Origin of the sequence: Curtobacterium sp. GC_Cur_3 (assembly GCF_026544205.1) — a bacterium.
Classification (GTDB): domain Bacteria; phylum Actinomycetota; class Actinomycetes; order Actinomycetales; family Microbacteriaceae; genus Curtobacterium.
On sequence record NZ_JALNUI010000009.1, the window covers coordinates 69,545 to 86,534 of the forward strand.

Here is a 16,990-nt window from a genome sequence, read left to right on the forward strand (position 1 = left end):
CATGGCACAACGCAACCGCAACAACAAGGGCATCGGCGACACCGTCAAGCGCGGCTGGAACTCCAAGCCCGCAGCGATTGGCGCAATCGTCGTCGTCGCGCTGGTCGTGATCGTGGTGCTGCTCTCCACCCTGCTCGGCGTGTTCGCACCCGCGAAGAACGACGGGCAGGGCACGACGAGCAAGGCGGCCCCCACGCAGAGCGCGGCCGCCGCCGCGGGCGGACCGTGCAATGTCAGGGTCATGGACCGCTCGACGACGCCGAGGATTCCCGCTGATCTCACCTGGAAGACGGGGAAGGAAGGGCTCACCTGGCCCGTGTCCAAGTCCGTCGGACCCACGAAGACCATCAGCGGGTTCAACGCCTGCTTTGCTCGGTCGCCGCTCGGTGCAGCACTCGCGGCGCAGAACGCGATCTACAGCCAGTACGACACCAACCATGGCGTCACCGCCGCTCTGAACTTCTACATCGCCGATTCCAAGGGGAAAGCGGCGAACGTCGAGGGGACGGCAAAGAGCAGTGACGCGTCGCAGGTGCGTGCAGCCGGTATGAATCCGGCGGGGTTCACCGTCGACTCATTCACCAAGAACCGCGCTGACGTGACGCTCGTCTATTCGAACCCGTCGACCAGTACCGGGTACGTCGGCATCGCCTGCTCGGTGCAGTGGGTCGACGACGACTGGAAGCTCTCAGTCCTCGACAACGGCGAGCTTTCATCGGGTAACCCGACGACGCCGAGCGAGGGCGACTTCATCAGTTGGGGAGGCAATACCCAATGAATCCCGGAGACGTTCTCTGTTTCTCAAACCCAATCTGCGCGGGCGGCAAGGCGGTGGGTGCCGTAGCTGGTCAAGCCGCGTCGAACGGCTTCAAGCAGGCCGCCGAGACGATGTTCGCCGCCTACGACGACATCATGAAGCAGTTCCTGACGAGCTGGACCACATCAGGGTTCCTCGTGTCGCTCGACAACAAGGCAACCCAGTGGTTCCAGGACACGTCACTGCCGATCACGATCGCGCTGCTCACGCTCGGCCTCGTTGTTGCCGGGGCTCGGGTGATGTACTCCCGTCGCGGAGAGCCGTTTCCGGAAGTCATGAGTGCGCTCGGCCGCGCCGTCGCAGTCATCACGCTCGGAACGGCTGCGATCCAGATCTTCGTGTGGGGCGGCGACCAGTACGCACAGTGGATCTTGAAGACGTCCGGAGTGAGCGCAACCGGCGGGTACACGATCGCCGGGTTCGCGGCGTCGTCTCCCGGGCTGGCGCTGATCTTTGGTCTGCTCGGCGTGATCGCGGTCGGCCTGCAGTGGGTCATCATGTTCGTCCGTCAGGCGTTGCTCCTGCTGCTCAACGCGTTCTGGCAGATCTCCGCCTCCTACGCGCTGCTCAAGCGGGGTGAGCAGGCGTTCGAGAAGATCACCGCCTGGATCATCGCGTTCATCATCTACACACCTCTCGCTGCGTCGATCTACGCGTTCGCGTGGCGACTCAAGGACGGCCAGGACGGCGTCGGCGGGGTCCTCTACGGACTGATGCTCATCGTCCTCGCCGTCGTCGCGCTCCCGGCGATCATGCGACTGCTGATCCCGGCCTCCGCCGCGATCGGGAGCGCGATCGGCGGTGCGATGGCGCTCGGCGTTGGCGCTGCAGCGCTGCAGGCCGGTGTCGCGGTCGGCGCGGCGGTCGCAACGGGCGGCGCATCCGCCGGGGCGGGTGCCGGCGCCGGCACTGCGTCGACGACGACGTCCGCGACGACCAGCACCAGCGTTGCTGAGGGCGGGGAGATGGCCTCAGCCGGTGCCGGGTATGGCGCTGACAGCACGCCCATTGCCGACGGCGGCAGCGGCGATACAGCCAGCGGGAGCAGCTCCGGTAGCGACGGTGCCGCCGGCATGGTCGGTGGGGAGTCTGCTTCCGGTGCGGACGGAAGCGACGGCTCGAGCGGAAGCGACGGCTCGAGCGGAAGCGACGGCAGCAGTGGGGCGGACGCCGCAGGCGGAGCGTCGGAGTCCGGTTCGGGCTCGTCCTCCGGCTCGCGGGCCGGATGGGCGGCGGCAGGAGCTGCGGCCGACGGCTCTGAGGGTGCAGCGAACACGGCGGAAGGAATGATCGGTGAGTGACGCGACAGCAGGGAAGCGGGTCCGGTTCGGCAACTGGTTGCCGACCACGAAGGGCACCCTCGGCGGGCTGACCCTCATCGGCTGGGCGATGCTCCTGACCGGCGTGATGGTCATGGTCGTCTGCCTCGTCGTCGGCTGGTGGCTCGCGGGCATCCTCGCCGTCCTCGCCGGCGTCGTCGGCAACGCCCTGTTCATTGTCCGCTGGGGGGACCCGACAGCCGGTCGCACGATCGCCGCTCGCGTCTGGGACCGCTGCGTGGACCGCAAGCGCCAGCGCGCGGGAACGAACCACTACCGCACCGGGCTCTTCACCGAGCTGCCGGACGACGCGCTGACGGCGCTACCCGGGATGCTCTCCGACCTCGAGGAGATCACGGGCGTCGACGGTGAGGGTGAGGAGTACGTGCTCCTGCACCACCGGAAGGACTCCCGGAACCCGCTGCTTGCCGCGACGTTCACCTGCCACCCCGATGGCACCGCGCTGCTCCCGCAGGACCGCATCAACGCGCAGGTGTCCGAGTTCGGCGGGTGGATCGCGTCCCTGTCACGGGACACCGCGATCGAGGGCGCCGTGATCGTGGTCGACTCCGCACAAGAATCGGTCGACCCCCTCATAGCCAAGATCGACAGCGAGGTCTCTCCGCATGCCCCCGCGGCGGCGCAGCGTCAGCTCCGCGAGGGCGCACGGGCCCTGCCGCCGGCCTACGCCGACGTCGAGGTGTTCACCTCCGTCGTGTGGAGCGTCCACGAGCTCGCCGAGAACGTCGACGAGGCCGCGGCTGACATCGCGGCGAAACTGCCGAACCACCGTGCGCTCCTCGCCGGCGCCGGTGCGGGGAGTCCCGCGGTGGCCACCAGTCAGGACCTCGCCCGTGCCGTGCGCGTCGCGTACCAGCCGGAGCGGTCGCGGGAGTTCGGTTCCGATGACCTCGCGGGGCTGCCGTTCCGGATGAAGGTCACTCAGGCAGGCCCGGACGAGTTCCACGACGACCAGCGGCGGATCTGCTACCACGACGGGGTCGCGTCGATGACGGCGATGATGGTCGCTCCGCCGCAGATGCACATCACCGAGGACTTCCTCGAGGTGCTGTTCCGGCCCAACGGGAAGTTCCTCCGCAAGCGCACGGCCGTTTTCTACCGGCCGCTCAGCCCGGGGGCTGCGATCAAGGCGGCGAAGAAGCTCGGTGCGAACGCCCGCCGCAACTCGACCACCGCCACCGGCCAGGACGACGAGATGGCGAAGTACCGGCGGCAGCTCGCGAAAAAGACGGAGCTGGACCTGATGACCGGCGCTTCGATGACGGCGTTCGCGATCGAGGTCACCGTCACGTTCGAACCGTCCAAGCGCGGCATCCGGAACGCGACCACGGAACTGAAGAACATCCTCGACGGCACCGGCATTGCGTACCGGTTCGTGGAGACCGACGCCGCCGCCGGCTTCCACTCCACGCTCCCGCTCGGTGTCCTGCCGTGGGCATACGCGACGGCGATCCAGGGCGTCACGGATCGGACCGACTGATGCGGCTGCAGCACGCCAGCACCGACGAGACCCACCCCCAGGACAGGAGCGCAGCCTGATGGCGCAGAGCATGACGAAGCGGCTCACCCGGACCCCGTCGGGGTTCTTCGCCCCAAACGGTGGTGGGTGGGAGCAGATGCCGCAGCCACCACGGTGGTACGCCACCAGCGTGCAGGTGTGCGGGATCTACCCGTTCGGTGCCGGCACCGGGCGTCCCATCGACGGATCCCCGCTCGGCGAGGACATGATGACCCACACCGCCGTGTGCACCGACCATGACGCCCTCTACCGGGCCAACATCATCTCCTCGCCCTCGGCCTTCCTGTTCGGCCTGAACGGCAACGGGAAGTCCAGCACGGCGCAGACGCTCATCGGCGGGCAGGTCGGCCGCGGCCTCACCCCGGCGATCTTCGACCCAATCAAGGGCGAACACGTGCCGTGGATCGAGGAGCTCGGCGGAACCGTGTTCTCCATCGGCCCGCAGGCCCGCCACCAACTGAACCTCCTCTCGCCCGGCCCCCTCGGCTACGCCGCCCGCCGCATCGGCGGGAAGGTGGGCGCCGAGCTGCTGCAGCTGGCGCGGGCGAAGTCGATCGACCTGGTGAAGCTGTGCGTGAAGATCAGCCGCGGCAGCCGGGAACCCCTGAGCGACATCGAGGAGACCGCCGTCGAGGCAATCGTCGACACGATCCTGAACCAGGTCGGCCCGAACGAGACCGCGGTCACCGCGGACCTGGTGCGTGCATTCGCGGAGGTCCCCCCGCTCATGCTCGAGCGGACCGGCCTGTCGAACCCGGAGGCGTTCCACACCCGGTTCGCGCGGCTCGGGGAGTCGCTGCGATCGCTGATGACCGGGCAGATGGGGCAGATGCTCTCCGGCACAAACTCTATCGAGTTCGAACCGGGCAACCCGGGCGGGTTCTGCTTCGACACGTCCTCGATCGGGCAGGGGAACACGAAGCTGCTCTCCGCGGCGATGCTGTCGACCTGGTCGCTCGGCATGGACGCGATCGACGCTCACTGGGAGCTCGCGCAGCACGAGCTCGCGAAGGAAGCCGAGGCGTACGCCAACGGCGACCGCTACCAAGCGCAGGTCACGTGGGGCGGCTACACGTCGCTGATGGATGAGTTCTGGTACCCGATCCGCGCGTGCGAGGGCATGGTCGACCTCGTCGACGGCCTGTCTCGCACCAACCGCAGCGTCGGCGCTGCGGAGCTGAAGGTGTCGCACTCCCCGAAGGACCTGCTGTCGCTGCCGAACGCGGACGACCGGGAAAAGGCCAAGGGGTTCATCGAACGCTCCGGCCTGCTGATGCTCATGGCGCTCAGCCGCGACGACCTCAACGAACTGAGCAAGGTCCGGTCGCTGACGCCGAAGGAGATCGACCTCGTCGCGAAGTTCAACTCCTCCAAGACGTGGCGGTCCCCGCGCCGGCAGAAGGGCACCAAGGGTGCCCCTCCCGGCGCGGGGAAGGTGCTGCTGAAGATCTCCGAGCGCGTCGGGATCCCCGTGCAGATGCTCCGCACCCAGACCCAGATGGCCCTCCACGACACCGACGAGCGCTACCAGTGACGACGAACCCAGAGACGACGAACCCAGAGACGACAAGCCGAGAGACAGGACGAACGATCATGCCGAACAGCACCGTGCACGTCGACTACGACCTGGTCGCGAATGGCGACCACATCACCATCGGGGACGCCACGTTCACCGGCTCCAGCACCTACCCCGACGCGATCGGGTGGCTCACCGCGCGAGCGGCGAGCACTGGCGCGGCCGTCGTGGTCCACAGCTACGACGCCGGCACGGGCGCCGACACGCTGTTCAGCATCGACGGGGCCGGCACCATCGAGGCCGTCACTGGTGCCGTCTCAGACAGTGCCGCCGGATCCCCGTGGGAAGCACAGCCCGCAGCACCGGCGGTCCCGGCGGCACCTCGAGGTGAGTACGTCGACGTAGTGCGTGAGCTCGGCGGGGAGCCGGTCAGCCTCGCCCCCGCCGGCGCTCCTGCCCTCGACCCGCTCCGCGTCGCACCGGCAGCGGCGACCTCGCCGGCAGCGTCGGAGGTCGACGCTGGTCCGTCGACGCGTCGCGAAGCTCGGCAGTCGTTCCTCACCCGCGAAGCGGTCGAGGAACCCGCCACGCAGGGCCTCCGCGGGATCCTCGCCCGGATGGGCCTGCGAGTCTCACCGTCGGCCGCGGAGCGCGCAGAACGCGACTGGACGCGGCTGGTGAGCCAGCACTGGCCCGGCCCGCGGACGATCGCGATCGTCAACGGGAAGGGTGGCGTCGGGAAGACCATGACGACCATCAGCCTGTCGAGCGTGTTCGCCCGCCACGGCGGCGCCGGCGTCCTCGCGTGGGACAACAACCAGACCCGCGGGACCCTTGGCTGGTCCACCGAGCAGGGCCCACACGATGCGAGCATCCTCGACCTGCTCCCGCAGGTCTCACGGCTCCTCGGCACCGGCGCGCAGTCGGCGGACCTCGCGCACTACGTGCACCACCAGACCCGAGACCGGTACGACGTCCTCCGCTCCAAGCCCGAGGTCCTCGCCACCGAGCAGCGCTTCGACGCGACGACCGTGGACTCCATCCACAACGTCGCCGCGAAGTTCTACCGGCTCGTGTTCATCGACTCCGGCAACGACGAAACGGACCCGATGTGGCTCCGCGCGATCGAGCGGGCGAACCAGATCGTCGTCCCGACGATCGGGGAAGCGAAAGCGGCCGAGTCCGCAGCGCTCCTGCTTGAAGGGCTCCACGCCCGCGGCGGTCACTTCGCCGACCTCGCGGACAAGGCCGTCGTCGTGGTCAGCAAGCACAAGCACGACCTGCCCGACGCGGAGCTGACGAAGATGGCGTCCGGGTTCTCCGGCCTCGCCCGCGACGTCGTCACGATCCCCTACGACAAGGGCCTCGGCGCAGACATCATCAACTACGGCGGCCTCCGACCGGAGACGCAGCGCGCCTGGCTCGCCGCCGGCGCTGCCGTCGCGAAGGGGCTCTGACCCGCCCATGACCAAGAAGAACCTCGCGATCGCGATTGCACTGCTGGGCGTCATTGCGATCGCGCTCATTCTTCTCGCGGTCAGGGCACACCTTCCGCACCGCGGCGAGGACGCCAGCTCGACGTCGTCACCCATTCCCTCGGCTTCCGCAGCGCCGACCTCGGAAGACGTCGCTCACGCGGTCGCTGAGCGGTTCTGCCAGCCCGAAGCGACAAAGAACAACTGGCAGCGGTCACTCACCCCGTACCTGACCCCCGATGCGTGGCAGCTCTACTCGGCGGTCCGGCCAGCGAACGTCCCGTGCGCCGACGTCCACGACGACGGGAAGCCCGTAGGGGACCAGCAGACGTCAACGGACCGGGCGTACCAGTTCACCGCCTCCACGGGCGGTCCCGTGACGGTGACGCTGCACCGCGACACCAAGCGGGACCCGTGGCTGGCGTCCTACATCAACGCCGGACAGGAGTAGCTCATGGGCGGCAAGGGGAGCATGATCGCGATCGTCGCGCTCGCGCCGATCCTCGGCGTGGTCCTGGTCGTCGTGGTGCTGTTCACGATCATCACCGGCGCCGGCGACGACGACGCCGCGGCCGCGACCTGCGGGGCGACGGGCACCGTGTCCGGTACCGCCGTAGCGGTGCAGGAGGGGAACCTCCCCGCGAAGATCGGCCCCTACTCCGGCGACCAGGTGAAGAACGCCGCGGCGATCATCTCGATCGGCAAGCAGCGCGGGCTCACCCAGCACGCCCAGCAGACCGCGCTCATGGCCGCGATGACCGAGTCCACGCTCAACAACCTCTCTGGCGGGGACCGCGACTCCGCCGGCCTGTTCCAGATGCGCCCCTCCCAGGGGTGGGGAACACACGCGCAGATCACCGACATCAGCTACGCGACAACTGAGTTCTACGAACGCCTGGTGAAGGTGCCCGGCTGGGACACCATGAACCCGGGGGAGGCGGCTCAGGCCGTCGAGGGATCGGCGTTCCCCGACGCGTACGCGACGAAGTCGGCGTACGCGGTCGAGATGATGAACGCCCTGTCCGCGGTGACGGTGTCGACGGTGTCGCAGACCACCGAGGGCGCTACCTGCACCGCAGGAGCGGCCTCAGGTGCCGCCGCTGGCGGCACGAACAACGCTCTGGTCGGTGGCGAGCAGCCCGCGACGGGGCCGCACGCGGCGCAGATCAACCAAGTCATCGGGTTCGCGAAGCAGCAGCTCGGCGAGAACTACGTCCTCGGCGGCGCCGGCCCAAACGTCTGGGACTGCTCCGGACTGACCAAGGTCGCCTACGCGCAGATCGGAATCAACATCGACGCCGGCCACTCCGCCACCACACAGTGGCGCAACGGCGTCGCCCGCAGGCAGATGCACCCCCTGTCGGAAGCGCAACCCGGGGACCTCATCTTCTGGGGCGGCAACGACGCCTGGCACGTCGGGATCAGCCTCGGCGGCGACATGATGATCGCCGCACCCAAGCCCGGCGACGTCGTGAAGATCCAGAAGGTGTGGGGCACCCCCAACGGCCAGGTCTGGCGACCCGTCGACGGCCTCTGAGCGCCGTCGACGCCGGTACACGAACGAAGCAAGGAGCACACCATGACAGCACTCACGCACCGCGTCGACGCGGCCACGGTGACACTCGAAGACCTCGCCGCGCTCGAGGGGACGACGCTCGTATGGCGAGGGCGCACCGCGTCGGTCGGCGCGTTGTTCTCCCCGCTCGAGGGGGAGATGCCACCGGACCTGCTCGCGGTCACCGCTCCCGAGCACATGGTCGACCTGCTGGAGTACGAGCCTGACCACCGGTACCGACGTGTGGATGCACTTACCGATGGTCTCGGCAGCGTTGCCGCGGTCCTCGATCGGCTGGCGGCCCTCGCGCCGGCCGAGCCGGTCGTGCGGTTCGGCGGCGGGCTGGAGCTCGACGGGCCCGGGCTGCGGGATGTGCCGGCGGTGGCGCTTTGGACCGGACGGACGTGGTGAGCATGACGGGGATCGGCCGCTCTATGACCGGCGTCGCGGATGCGCTGCACGACGTCGTCGACGCGTACAAGAAGGCCCGCCGGGAGCGGGACGAGATGATCGTTGCCGCCGTCCCGGTGCTCGGCCAGCACGGCGTCGCGGAAGCATCCGGGCTGTCCCGGCGCCGCGTCCGCCAGTTGCTTGCTGAGGCAAAAGCGGCTGACCGGAGAAGGGCCCCCCGATGAGACGCCGCATGAAGCAGCACCTCCTCACCGCGGCGGTCCTCGTCGCGGCCGCTGGCCTCGGCGCGATCGCCGCGCCCTACGTTCATCCGAGCACGGCGACTGGTGACAGCCTGCCGGCGTCGACGGCTGCGCCGTCCACCTCGAGCACGGCGTCCTCGGCCACGGCGTCGGATGCGCTGCAGGACCTCCACGCACTGGCGGTGTCGGACGCCTACGTGCCCGCGTACGACCGGGCCGCGTTCGGGCAGGCATGGGCCGACGTCGACCGCAACGGCTGCGACACCCGCAACGACGTGCTGCGCCGAGACCTCGCGGGCGTTGTTACCCGCGCCGGCACCCGCGGGTGCGTGGTGCTCTCCGGGACGCTGCACGACCCGTACACGGGCCGCACCATTGCTTTCCGCCGCGGGGAGACGTCGAGCTTGGCGGTACAGATCGACCACCGGTACCCGCTCGGGCTCGCCTGGCAGCACGGAGCGGCGGCGTGGACGCCCGCGCAACGAGAGCAGTTCGCCAACGACCCGGTGAACCTCGCCGCGGTCGGCGGGCCCGCGAACGAGCAGAAGTCCGACGCAGGTCCCGGGGAGTGGATGCCGGCGAACACCGGCGACGCGTGCACCTACGCGACAACGTTCGTGGCCGTGGCCACGAAGTGGCGGCTGTCGCTCGGGACTGCCGACGAACACGCACTTGACCGCACCCTCACCGGATGTGCTGAGCAGGGGAGCAACTGATGAAGACGACGACACCGGACCCGTTCCAGACGGCGCTCGAGCAGTTCCAATGGCCGTGGTGGGGTGTGCCGCTGATCGTCGCCGTGGTGGTGCTCGTTCTCGCCGGTGGGGTGCTGTTCCTGGTCCGCACGCGCGGCCGCAATCCGGTCGACCGGATGCAACGGCACCTGCGCGCGGGGAACAACCTGGCACCGGTGCTGTACCCACGCCGGCGGAAGGATGCCCAGCAGCTGCACCCGAACGCGGTCGACCTGCCGCCCGGGCAGAAGATCGGCACGCTCGTCGGGACGGGATCTGCTTGGGTCTGGCAGGGGTGGCGGGACGTCGCGATCTACATCTTCGGACCCGGACGAGGGAAGACCACCGGCTCCGTCGTCCGGCACGTGCTCGAGGCGCCCGGCCCGGCCGTGATGACCTCGAACAAGGTCGACGGCGTGAAGGAGGTCCTCGCCGGCCGGAAGCGCATGGGCGAGCAGTGGGTGTACGACCCGACGCAGGTGTACCGACGTGAGCCGCGGCCGGACTTCATCTACGACCCGCTGTGGGACGTCGAGGACCTCACCACGGCGCAGGAGCTCGCGGCGATCTTTGAGGCGAGCACCAAGGACGCGGACAGCAAGAGCGACGCGCAGTTCGACTCGCAGGGCCGGGACCTGTTCGCCTACGCCCTCCTCGCCGCGAAGCTCGACGGGATGGGGCTCGGGCAGGTCTACAGCTGGATCACGAAGCAGGAGCACGCGGAGATCCGCGCGATCATGCAGAGGCACGGCCAGACCGGCCCGGCATCGGCACTGGTCGGCCTGCAGGGGCAACCAGACAAGACGCGGGGCAGCGTCTACGCCACCGCGCAGCGGATGGCGTCCGCGATCGCCAACGACACGCTGCTGGCGTGGACGAGTGCGCCCGGGGTGCGGAAGTTCAACGCCGAAGCGTTCATCCGCGGCACGGACACCGCAGTGCTGATCTCCCGGAACGGTCCTGGATCGGGCGGCGCGTTCGTCGCGGCGCTGGTGCGGTCGATTTCCCGCGCGGGGGAGCGGGCGGCGGCCGCGGACGGTGGCCGCATCACGACGCCCGTGGTGTTCGAGCTCGACGAGGTAGCGAACATCGTCCGGTGGCCTGAGCTGCCCGACGTGGTCTCGTTCTACGGCTCGATGGGCCTGATCCTCGGCATGTACTTCCAGTCGTGGGGGCAGATCGTCCGGGTGTTCGGCAACGAGGGTGCCGACACCCTGTGGAGCGCATCGTCGATCCGTGTCTACGGCGGCGGGGAGTCGACGCAGTCGCCGTTCCTGAAGCGGTTCTCCGAGAGCATCGGCAACTACGACGAGTGGACCACCAACACGTCTTCGGGCCAGAACGGGTCGACGCGGTCTCGGGTGTCGAAGTCGAAGCCGATCCTTCCGCCCGACGTGCTCGCACACCTGCCGAAGTGGCGGGCGGTGTTCGACGGGAGCGACGTCGGGCCGGTGCTGATCCGCACCCGGCCGTGGTTCCTAGACAACGTGCTCAAGGCGATGATCGACGGCCGAGAAGTGAAGAACGGGAAGATCCTGAAGGAGAAGCAGACGGCCGCAGCACGGCCGTCGACTGCGGAGGGAACCGGCCGTGTCGACCCCGTTTGATCCTGACCGCTGGCCCGCCGGCTACGGCCCCGGATCCAGTGGAGCCAGTGGCGCCGGCGGCGGAGGAGGGGACGAGCCCCCGCTGTTCAACGACGAGGACGGGCTGTCGGCGGATCCCAGCACCGGTAAGGTCCTCCCGTCTGGACCGGAAGACCCCGCGGCCGCACCGCCACGGAAGCCGAAGCCGGATCCCCGCGAAGCGTTCCTGCAGTGGGTGAGCGAGCAGATTGGGCAGGTCGAGGCGTATCAGCAGCCCATCGCGCAAAAGTCGGCGTGGTGCCCGGAGTGGTGGAAGCACCCGGAGGTCGTGCAGCGGCTCTACGTCGCGTGGAAGGCGTACCAGCAGGCAGTCGAGCGCATGTCCGAGGACAAGGGCGCGAAGTCAGCGTGGTGGGTGCAGCACTGGGACCACCACGCCCGGATCCTCTTCGACAAGCAGCACGGACCATTCCGCGCTTGCAACCAGGCCGGACACCTCGCTGACAACGACGGCAGGCCGTTGCCGATCGTGGTGGAGCTACCGCCTGATGAGGCACCGCTGATCTGATCCCAGACCCTCCGCTGAACAACGCTCTCGACGCAATTCGTGGTCATGCAAGGTCGTCGCCTCATACAGCGCCAGCGGAAGTTCGTATCGGCCGACGGGAGGGTCTATGCGTTGAAGCCACTGGACGCCTCGGACTGGGGTTCTGGTGATCTGCAAGACGCTTGCCGTCTCAGAGAACAGCGAGGGTCAGCACGTGAACTGTGGTCGTCGGTGGTATTCACCATGCGAGCTGAATGTGCCGTCCATGCGATAGGGCCACCGCGGTCGATGTGTCCGTTTGCCTTGATGCACCGGCATGGAAAAGGCTCCCTTCGTCCAAGGGTCGGAGGGGCGCCTCGTGGTGCAGTACGACTCAGGCCATGCGCGGCGGACATCGCGCGCGCGAAGGGGTCTCCTCGTGAGGAGCTCGGGAGGTCGTAAAGAGTGAATCGAAGCCTCAGAGCGAAGCGTCCGTTGACCGGTGCGCATTCGAACCTCCGCGAGACCTCTATAAGCACTTGTCTAACGCGCAGAGGTCGAGTTAGCGCCGCTCCTTCCACCCGATCGCTCAGGCTGCGCTCTACCCTGCGAGGTCGGCTGTGTGCACGACGACGCCGAGGGCGGGGAACACCGACCGGAACCGGGCGGCGTGGGCGTCGGGGTCCGGGTCGTTGGTGGCGTCCTCGACGAGGACGACGGCGTAGCCCAGGTCGTACGCGGCCCGAGCCGTTGACTCGACGCCGAAGGTCGTCGCCTGGCCGACCACGACCACCTCGGTGACGCCGTCGGCGCGGAGCCGCTCGTCGAGGCCGGTGCCGGCGAAGGCGCTCCACCCGCCGCGGGTGATGTTGCCGTCGTCGTCGGCCCGTTCGAGCAGGAGGGAGCCGTAGGCGACCGGGGCCGGGCGGGGGCCACCGCCGTACTGGGTCGCGCCTGCCGGGGTCGCGGCGGGGTCGTGGCGGATGAATACCACCGTGCCGCCGCCGCCACGGGTGGCGCGGGCGAGGGTCTCGACGTTGGCAACGACGGTCTCGACGGGGTGGGTGCGTTGGTACGGTGCGGTCCCGGCCTGCAGGTCGACGACGAGCAGGGCGGTGTGTTCGGTGCGGGTGCGGGTCACCGATCCAGGGTGCTCGATCGCCGGGCGCGGCGCGTACTGCGTCTGCGGTATCCCGGTCGGTCCGCCCGAAGTAGTCCGGCACTGCTGCGCCCGGCGAGGCTCGGAGCATGGCCAGTACCGGAGTCCCTCGGACCGACCCCCACGCATCCGTCCTCGTCGTCGGCGCCTCGGCTGCCGGCGTCGCGACGGCCGAGGCGCTCCGCCGCCACGGGCACGTCGGCCGGCTGACACTGCTCGGCGGCGAGACCGAGGACCCGTACGACCGGCCACCGCTGTCGAAGCAGTACCTGGCCGGTCAGATCGGCACCGACGCCCTGGTGCTCCGCTCGACAGAGCAGCTCGCGGGCCTCGACGCCGAGTTCGTGCTCGGGGACCGTGCGGTCGCCCTCGACGTCGCGACCCGGACCGTGAGCACGACGAGCGGCACCACCCGGGCCGCCGACCACGTAGTAATCGCCACCGGTGTCACGCCGCGTGCGATCCCGGGGGCCGGGCTCGACGGGGTGCACGTCCTCCGCACCCGAGGCGACGCCGACCGGCTCCGCGAGCGGCTGCAGACGCTGCGGGGGCCGCTGCTGGTCCTCGGGAACGGCGTGCTCGGCAGCGAAGTGGCACAGACCGCCGCGTCCCTCGGCGTGGAGGTCACGCTCGCGGGTAGCATCCGTGCACCGATGTCCGGGCAGCTCGGCGGGTTCGGCTCGCGGTTCCTCGCGGCACAGCACGAAGTGGCCGGCATCCGGTTGCTCGGCGGGGTCCGCGCCGCGCGGGTACGCGGCCGGAACGGTCGCGCGGACACGGTGGAGTTCGTCGACGGCCTGAGCCGTCCGGCCGACGCCGTCCTCGTCGCCGTGGGGTCCCGCCCGATGACCGGGTGGCTCGAGACGTCCGGCCTCCAGGTCACGGACGGCGTCGACTGCGACGCGTTCGGAGCCGCTGCACCCGGCGTGTGGGCCGTGGGCGACGTCGCCCGCTTCCACCACGTCGGTGCGGGGCGCTCGATGCGGCTCGAGAACCGTACGAACGCGACCGAGATGGCGCAGGTCGTCGCCGGCAACGTCCTCGGGCGCCGTGTGCCGTACACGCCGGTGCCGTACTTCTGGACGGACCAGCACGGCACCCGCGTGCAGGTCTTCGGGCGGATGACCCCGGCCGACCGGGTCACCGTCGTCGACGGGCACCCGGAGGACGGCCGGTTCGTCGCCGTGGCCGAACGCGCCGGTGAGGCAGTCGGGGTGCTCGGGTGGGGTATGCCGAAGCACGCGCGGATCGCCAGCATGTGCCTGCGTCCCCGGTACGCGCCGGTAGCGGCGTCTGCCGCGTCTGCGGCGGTTGCCGCCGAGAGCCCGGCACCGGTCGGCTGACCGGTGCCGTCCGCTCCGGTCGGCTGACCGGGGCCGTCACCCGAACACAGAGGAGCAGACCATGACCGACTCACCGATCACCGCCGACCGACCGGACACGTTCCCGATGGACCGGCGGACCGCCGGGTGTCCCTTCGACCCGCCGCCGGCGGCCCGCGTGCTGCAGGAGGACGGCCCCGTCCACCGCGTGACGCTGGCCGACGGCCGCGAGCCGTGGCTCGTCACCCGCTACGACGAGGGCAAGCAGGTGCTGTCGAGCCTGTCCGTGAGCGCCGATGCGGCCAACCCGGGGTACCCCTCCGCCAGCGCCGCGGGCGGTGGCGGAGGGCTGTCCTTCATCCTGATGGACGACCCGGACCACGCCCGGCTACGGCGGATGGTGACCGCGCCGTTCGCGTTCAAACGCATCGAGGCGCTCCGCCCCGTGGTGCAGCGGATCACGGACGACCTGATCGACCAGCTGCTCGCCGGCCCGAACCCGGTCGACCTGGTCGAGGCGTTCGCGCTTCCGCTGCCGTCCCTGGTGATTTGCGCCCTGCTCGGCGTGCCGTACGAGGACCATGACCGGTTCCAGGCGCACTCAAAGACGATCATCCGCCGCACCACGACCGACGACGAACGGCAGGAGGCGTTCCGCGAGCTCAGTGCGTACCTGACGTCGCTGCTCCGCCGCAAGACGGCGGAACCCGGCAACGACCTGCTCACGGACATCGCTGGCCGCGTCACCGCCGGTGATATGACCGAGGGGGAGGCCGTGCAGATGGGGATCCTGCTGCTCATCGCCGGGCACGAGACGACCGCGAACATGATCGCCCTCGGCACGCTCGCCCTGCTCGAGCACCCGGACGAGCGCGATCGCCTGCTCGACGACCCCGAACCGGCTCTGGTCGCCTCGGCGGTTGAGGAACTCCTGCGCTACCTGACCATCACGCACGACGGACGCAAGCGTGTGGCGGCCGAGGACCTCGACGTCGCCGGCACCACGATCCGCGCCGGTGACGGGGTGATCGTCGCGACGGACCTGGCGAACCGGGACCCGGACGTCTACCCGGACCCGGACCGGCTCGACCTGACCCGCAACCCGCGGAACCATGTGGCGTTCGGGTTCGGCGTGCACCAGTGCCTGGGCCAGCCGCTCGCCCGGGTCGAACTGCAGGTCGTGTACCCGACGCTGTTCCGTCGCATCCCCACCCTCGCTCGCGCGGTCCCGCTCGACGAGGTCCCGTTCAAGCACGACGGCGCCGTCTACGGGGTGTACGAGCTCCCCGTCACGTGGTGCCCCGTCGACCACCACACCACCACGAGCGCGAGCTCGACCACCGGAGGGAACGAGTCATGAAGGTCATCCTCGAACAGGACAAGTGCGTCGCCAGCGGCCAGTGCGTCATGGCCGCGATGGACGTGTTCGACCAACGGGACGAGGACGGCATCGCCGTCCTGCTGACCGACGAGGTCGCCGACGACCAGGTCGAGGCGGTGCGCCACGCCGCGGCGGTCTGCCCGGCCCTGGCGATCCGTCTGGCGGACTGACCCGGCGGCTCCCGGCACACACGACGGCCCGGTGGGGGATCCCACCGGGCCGTCGTGTATGCGCTGTGCGCGGGGCTCCGCCGCCGTCACGACCCGACAGCCGGGTGCGTGCACGCGTCGATCGCGGCGTACTCCCGGCTGAGTGCGGCCTGGTTCCGCTCGGTGCGCCACGACCGGATGCCGGGCGCTGCAGCCACGGCGGCGATCCACACGCCGGCACCGACGAGGACCGGCACGAGCGTCGGATCCCCGCCGAGGGCGAGCAGACCGCCGAGCGCGACCGCCAGCACGGCTACCGCGGAACCGGCGATGGCGACGACACCGGCGAGCCGTGCGGGCTGCTGCTCGAGGGCAGCGATCCGGGCCAGCGCACGCTCGGCACGACGCTCGAGGATCGGTCGTGCCGGGTCTGGCCGGGTGCGCAGACGCTGGAGCAGCAGGGACGTCGTGCCGAGCCGTCCGCCCTGCACGGTCACCGTCCAGCCGAACTGTTCCAGGGTGTGCCGGTGCAGTGGCACGAACGCGGTCGGTGCGTACAGCACCCGGGTCTCCAGGTGGCGGGGGACCGGCGCGTTTAGGACAGCGCCGGTCCGGTCGATGGTGTTCGTCATCGGGCTCGGGCCGCGCTCAGGCGGGACGGCGACGACTGGCCGCCTCGCACGCGCCGTAGACGACGTCGAACTGGCGGTCGATGGCCGGACGGATTCGCTTGGTGCGCGCCGCGCGGACAACCTGGAAGGCCACCGGAGCGGTCGCCCAGTTGACCAGTCCGCCGGCTCCGACGAGGAACACCGTGACCGGGTCGAGCCCGCCGAGCAGGTCGGGGACGGCAACGGTGTCCTGCATGGCGAACACCGAAGCAGCCAGTAGGACGCTGCCGATCGCACCGAGGGCATACGCGACCACCCGCGCCGCGGTCACCCGGGAGCGCTCGAGCGCGTCGATCGTGGCAAGGGCGGTCTCGGCGTTCTGCTGGAGCTCGGTCAGTTCCACGGAGCGGACGGAACGCTCGCGGCGGAGGCCGAGGACGTGCCGACGGGTCGGCCCGGCCGTGTGGTCCGCGCCGTCGGGCGTCCACCCGAAGTTGCGGTACGTGTCGGCGTAGAGGGCGTCCTTCCCGCGCGGCATGCTGATCGTGCAGTAGTCGTAGGTCGTGGGGGCGGTGTTCGTCGTGGTCAGCGTCATGGTGGTCCCTCCGGTCGGTGCCGGATCGTTCCGGCCTGGTGTCGATCGTCCC

The 16,990-nt window shown here is 69.8% G+C and carries 18 protein-coding genes; 15 read left to right on the top strand and 3 right to left on the bottom strand.

Going from position 1 to position 16,990, the window contains the following annotated elements:
• The first annotated feature begins 1 nt into the window (after nt 1).
• Genes OXR63_RS06555 through OXR63_RS18360 form a run of 12 tightly spaced genes read left to right on the top strand, consistent with a single transcriptional unit; the run spans nt 2 to nt 11,763 of the window.
• Nucleotides 2–778 (top strand): hypothetical protein, encoded by a 777-nt coding sequence (locus OXR63_RS06555; protein WP_267421140.1) that lies wholly within the window; start codon nt 2–4, stop codon nt 776–778.
• On the top strand, nt 757–2,118 hold the full coding sequence (locus OXR63_RS06560; protein ID WP_267421142.1) for a hypothetical protein: 1,362 nt from the start codon (nt 757–759) through the stop codon (nt 2,116–2,118). Before OXR63_RS06555 ends, OXR63_RS06560 begins: the two co-directional genes overlap by 22 nt.
• Complete coding sequence (locus tag OXR63_RS06565) at nt 2,111–3,637, top strand: SCO6880 family protein (protein WP_267421144.1); 1,527 nt, start codon at nt 2,111–2,113, stop codon at nt 3,635–3,637. Before OXR63_RS06560 ends, OXR63_RS06565 begins: the two co-directional genes overlap by 8 nt.
• Nucleotides 3,638–3,695: 58 nt before the next feature.
• Nucleotides 3,696–5,210 carry an ATP-binding protein gene (locus OXR63_RS06570; RefSeq protein WP_267421146.1) on the top strand — a complete coding sequence of 505 codons (1,515 nt, stop codon included), beginning with the start codon at nt 3,696–3,698 and terminating at the stop codon, nt 5,208–5,210.
• 59 nt (nt 5,211–5,269) lie between these two features.
• A complete protein-coding gene (locus tag OXR63_RS06575; protein ID WP_267421149.1) occupies nt 5,270–6,649 on the top strand; it encodes an AAA family ATPase in 1,380 nt (459 codons plus the stop codon).
• Between the two features lie 7 nt (nt 6,650–6,656).
• Nucleotides 6,657–7,118 (top strand): hypothetical protein, encoded by a 462-nt coding sequence (locus OXR63_RS06580; protein WP_267421151.1) that lies wholly within the window; start codon nt 6,657–6,659, stop codon nt 7,116–7,118.
• A 3-nt stretch (nt 7,119–7,121) separates the two neighbouring features.
• On the top strand, nt 7,122–8,204 hold the full coding sequence (locus OXR63_RS06585; RefSeq protein WP_267421152.1) for a C40 family peptidase: 1,083 nt from the start codon (nt 7,122–7,124) through the stop codon (nt 8,202–8,204).
• Nucleotides 8,205–8,246: 42 nt separating this feature from the next.
• Complete coding sequence (locus OXR63_RS06590; RefSeq protein WP_267421154.1) at nt 8,247–8,633, top strand: hypothetical protein; 387 nt, start codon at nt 8,247–8,249, stop codon at nt 8,631–8,633.
• Nucleotides 8,634–8,635: 2 nt separating this feature from the next.
• A complete protein-coding gene (locus tag OXR63_RS06595; protein WP_267421156.1) occupies nt 8,636–8,857 on the top strand; it encodes a hypothetical protein in 222 nt (73 codons plus the stop codon).
• Between the two features lie 8 nt (nt 8,858–8,865).
• Complete coding sequence (locus OXR63_RS06600) at nt 8,866–9,591, top strand: HNH endonuclease family protein (RefSeq protein ID WP_267421158.1); 726 nt, start codon at nt 8,866–8,868, stop codon at nt 9,589–9,591.
• A complete protein-coding gene (locus OXR63_RS06605) occupies nt 9,591–11,216 on the top strand; it encodes a type IV secretory system conjugative DNA transfer family protein (RefSeq protein WP_267421159.1) in 1,626 nt (541 codons plus the stop codon). Before OXR63_RS06600 ends, OXR63_RS06605 begins: the two co-directional genes overlap by 1 nt.
• The gene (locus OXR63_RS18360) at nt 11,200–11,763 is read left to right on the top strand and encodes a DUF4913 domain-containing protein (RefSeq protein ID WP_267421160.1); all 564 of its coding nucleotides are present in this window, start codon (nt 11,200–11,202) and stop codon (nt 11,761–11,763) included. Before OXR63_RS06605 ends, OXR63_RS18360 begins: the two co-directional genes overlap by 17 nt.
• A 559-nt stretch (nt 11,764–12,322) precedes the next feature.
• On the opposite strand, the gene OXR63_RS06615 is transcribed toward OXR63_RS18360, so the two are convergent.
• Nucleotides 12,323–12,862 (bottom strand): cysteine hydrolase, encoded by a 540-nt coding sequence (locus tag OXR63_RS06615; RefSeq protein WP_267421161.1) that lies wholly within the window; start codon nt 12,860–12,862, stop codon nt 12,323–12,325.
• A 107-nt stretch (nt 12,863–12,969) separates the two neighbouring features.
• Here OXR63_RS06615 and OXR63_RS06620 point away from each other — a divergent pair, with 107 nt between their 5' ends.
• The 3 genes from OXR63_RS06620 to OXR63_RS06630 all read left to right on the top strand — a co-directional run bounded on the left by OXR63_RS06620 (nt 12,970) and on the right by OXR63_RS06630 (nt 15,753).
• Complete coding sequence (locus OXR63_RS06620; protein WP_267421162.1) at nt 12,970–14,223, top strand: NAD(P)/FAD-dependent oxidoreductase; 1,254 nt, start codon at nt 12,970–12,972, stop codon at nt 14,221–14,223.
• A 61-nt stretch (nt 14,224–14,284) separates the two neighbouring features.
• Nucleotides 14,285–15,562 carry a cytochrome P450 gene (locus tag OXR63_RS06625; RefSeq protein ID WP_267421163.1) on the top strand — a complete coding sequence of 426 codons (1,278 nt, stop codon included), beginning with the start codon at nt 14,285–14,287 and terminating at the stop codon, nt 15,560–15,562.
• Nucleotides 15,559–15,753, top strand: coding sequence for a ferredoxin (locus OXR63_RS06630; RefSeq protein WP_123293815.1), 195 nt, complete (start codon nt 15,559–15,561; stop codon nt 15,751–15,753). The genes OXR63_RS06625 and OXR63_RS06630 overlap by 4 nt, the downstream gene beginning before the upstream one ends.
• Before the next feature lie 86 nt (nt 15,754–15,839).
• Here OXR63_RS06630 and OXR63_RS06635 read toward each other — a convergent pair whose 3' ends face one another.
• Both OXR63_RS06635 and OXR63_RS06640 read right to left on the bottom strand, forming a co-directional pair.
• Nucleotides 15,840–16,364 carry a hypothetical protein gene (locus OXR63_RS06635; protein ID WP_267421165.1) on the bottom strand — a complete coding sequence of 175 codons (525 nt, stop codon included), beginning with the start codon at nt 16,362–16,364 and terminating at the stop codon, nt 15,840–15,842.
• Between the two features lie 16 nt (nt 16,365–16,380).
• Nucleotides 16,381–16,938 carry a hypothetical protein gene (locus OXR63_RS06640; RefSeq protein WP_267421166.1) on the bottom strand — a complete coding sequence of 186 codons (558 nt, stop codon included), beginning with the start codon at nt 16,936–16,938 and terminating at the stop codon, nt 16,381–16,383.
• Nucleotides 16,939–16,990: the final 52 nt, after the last annotated feature.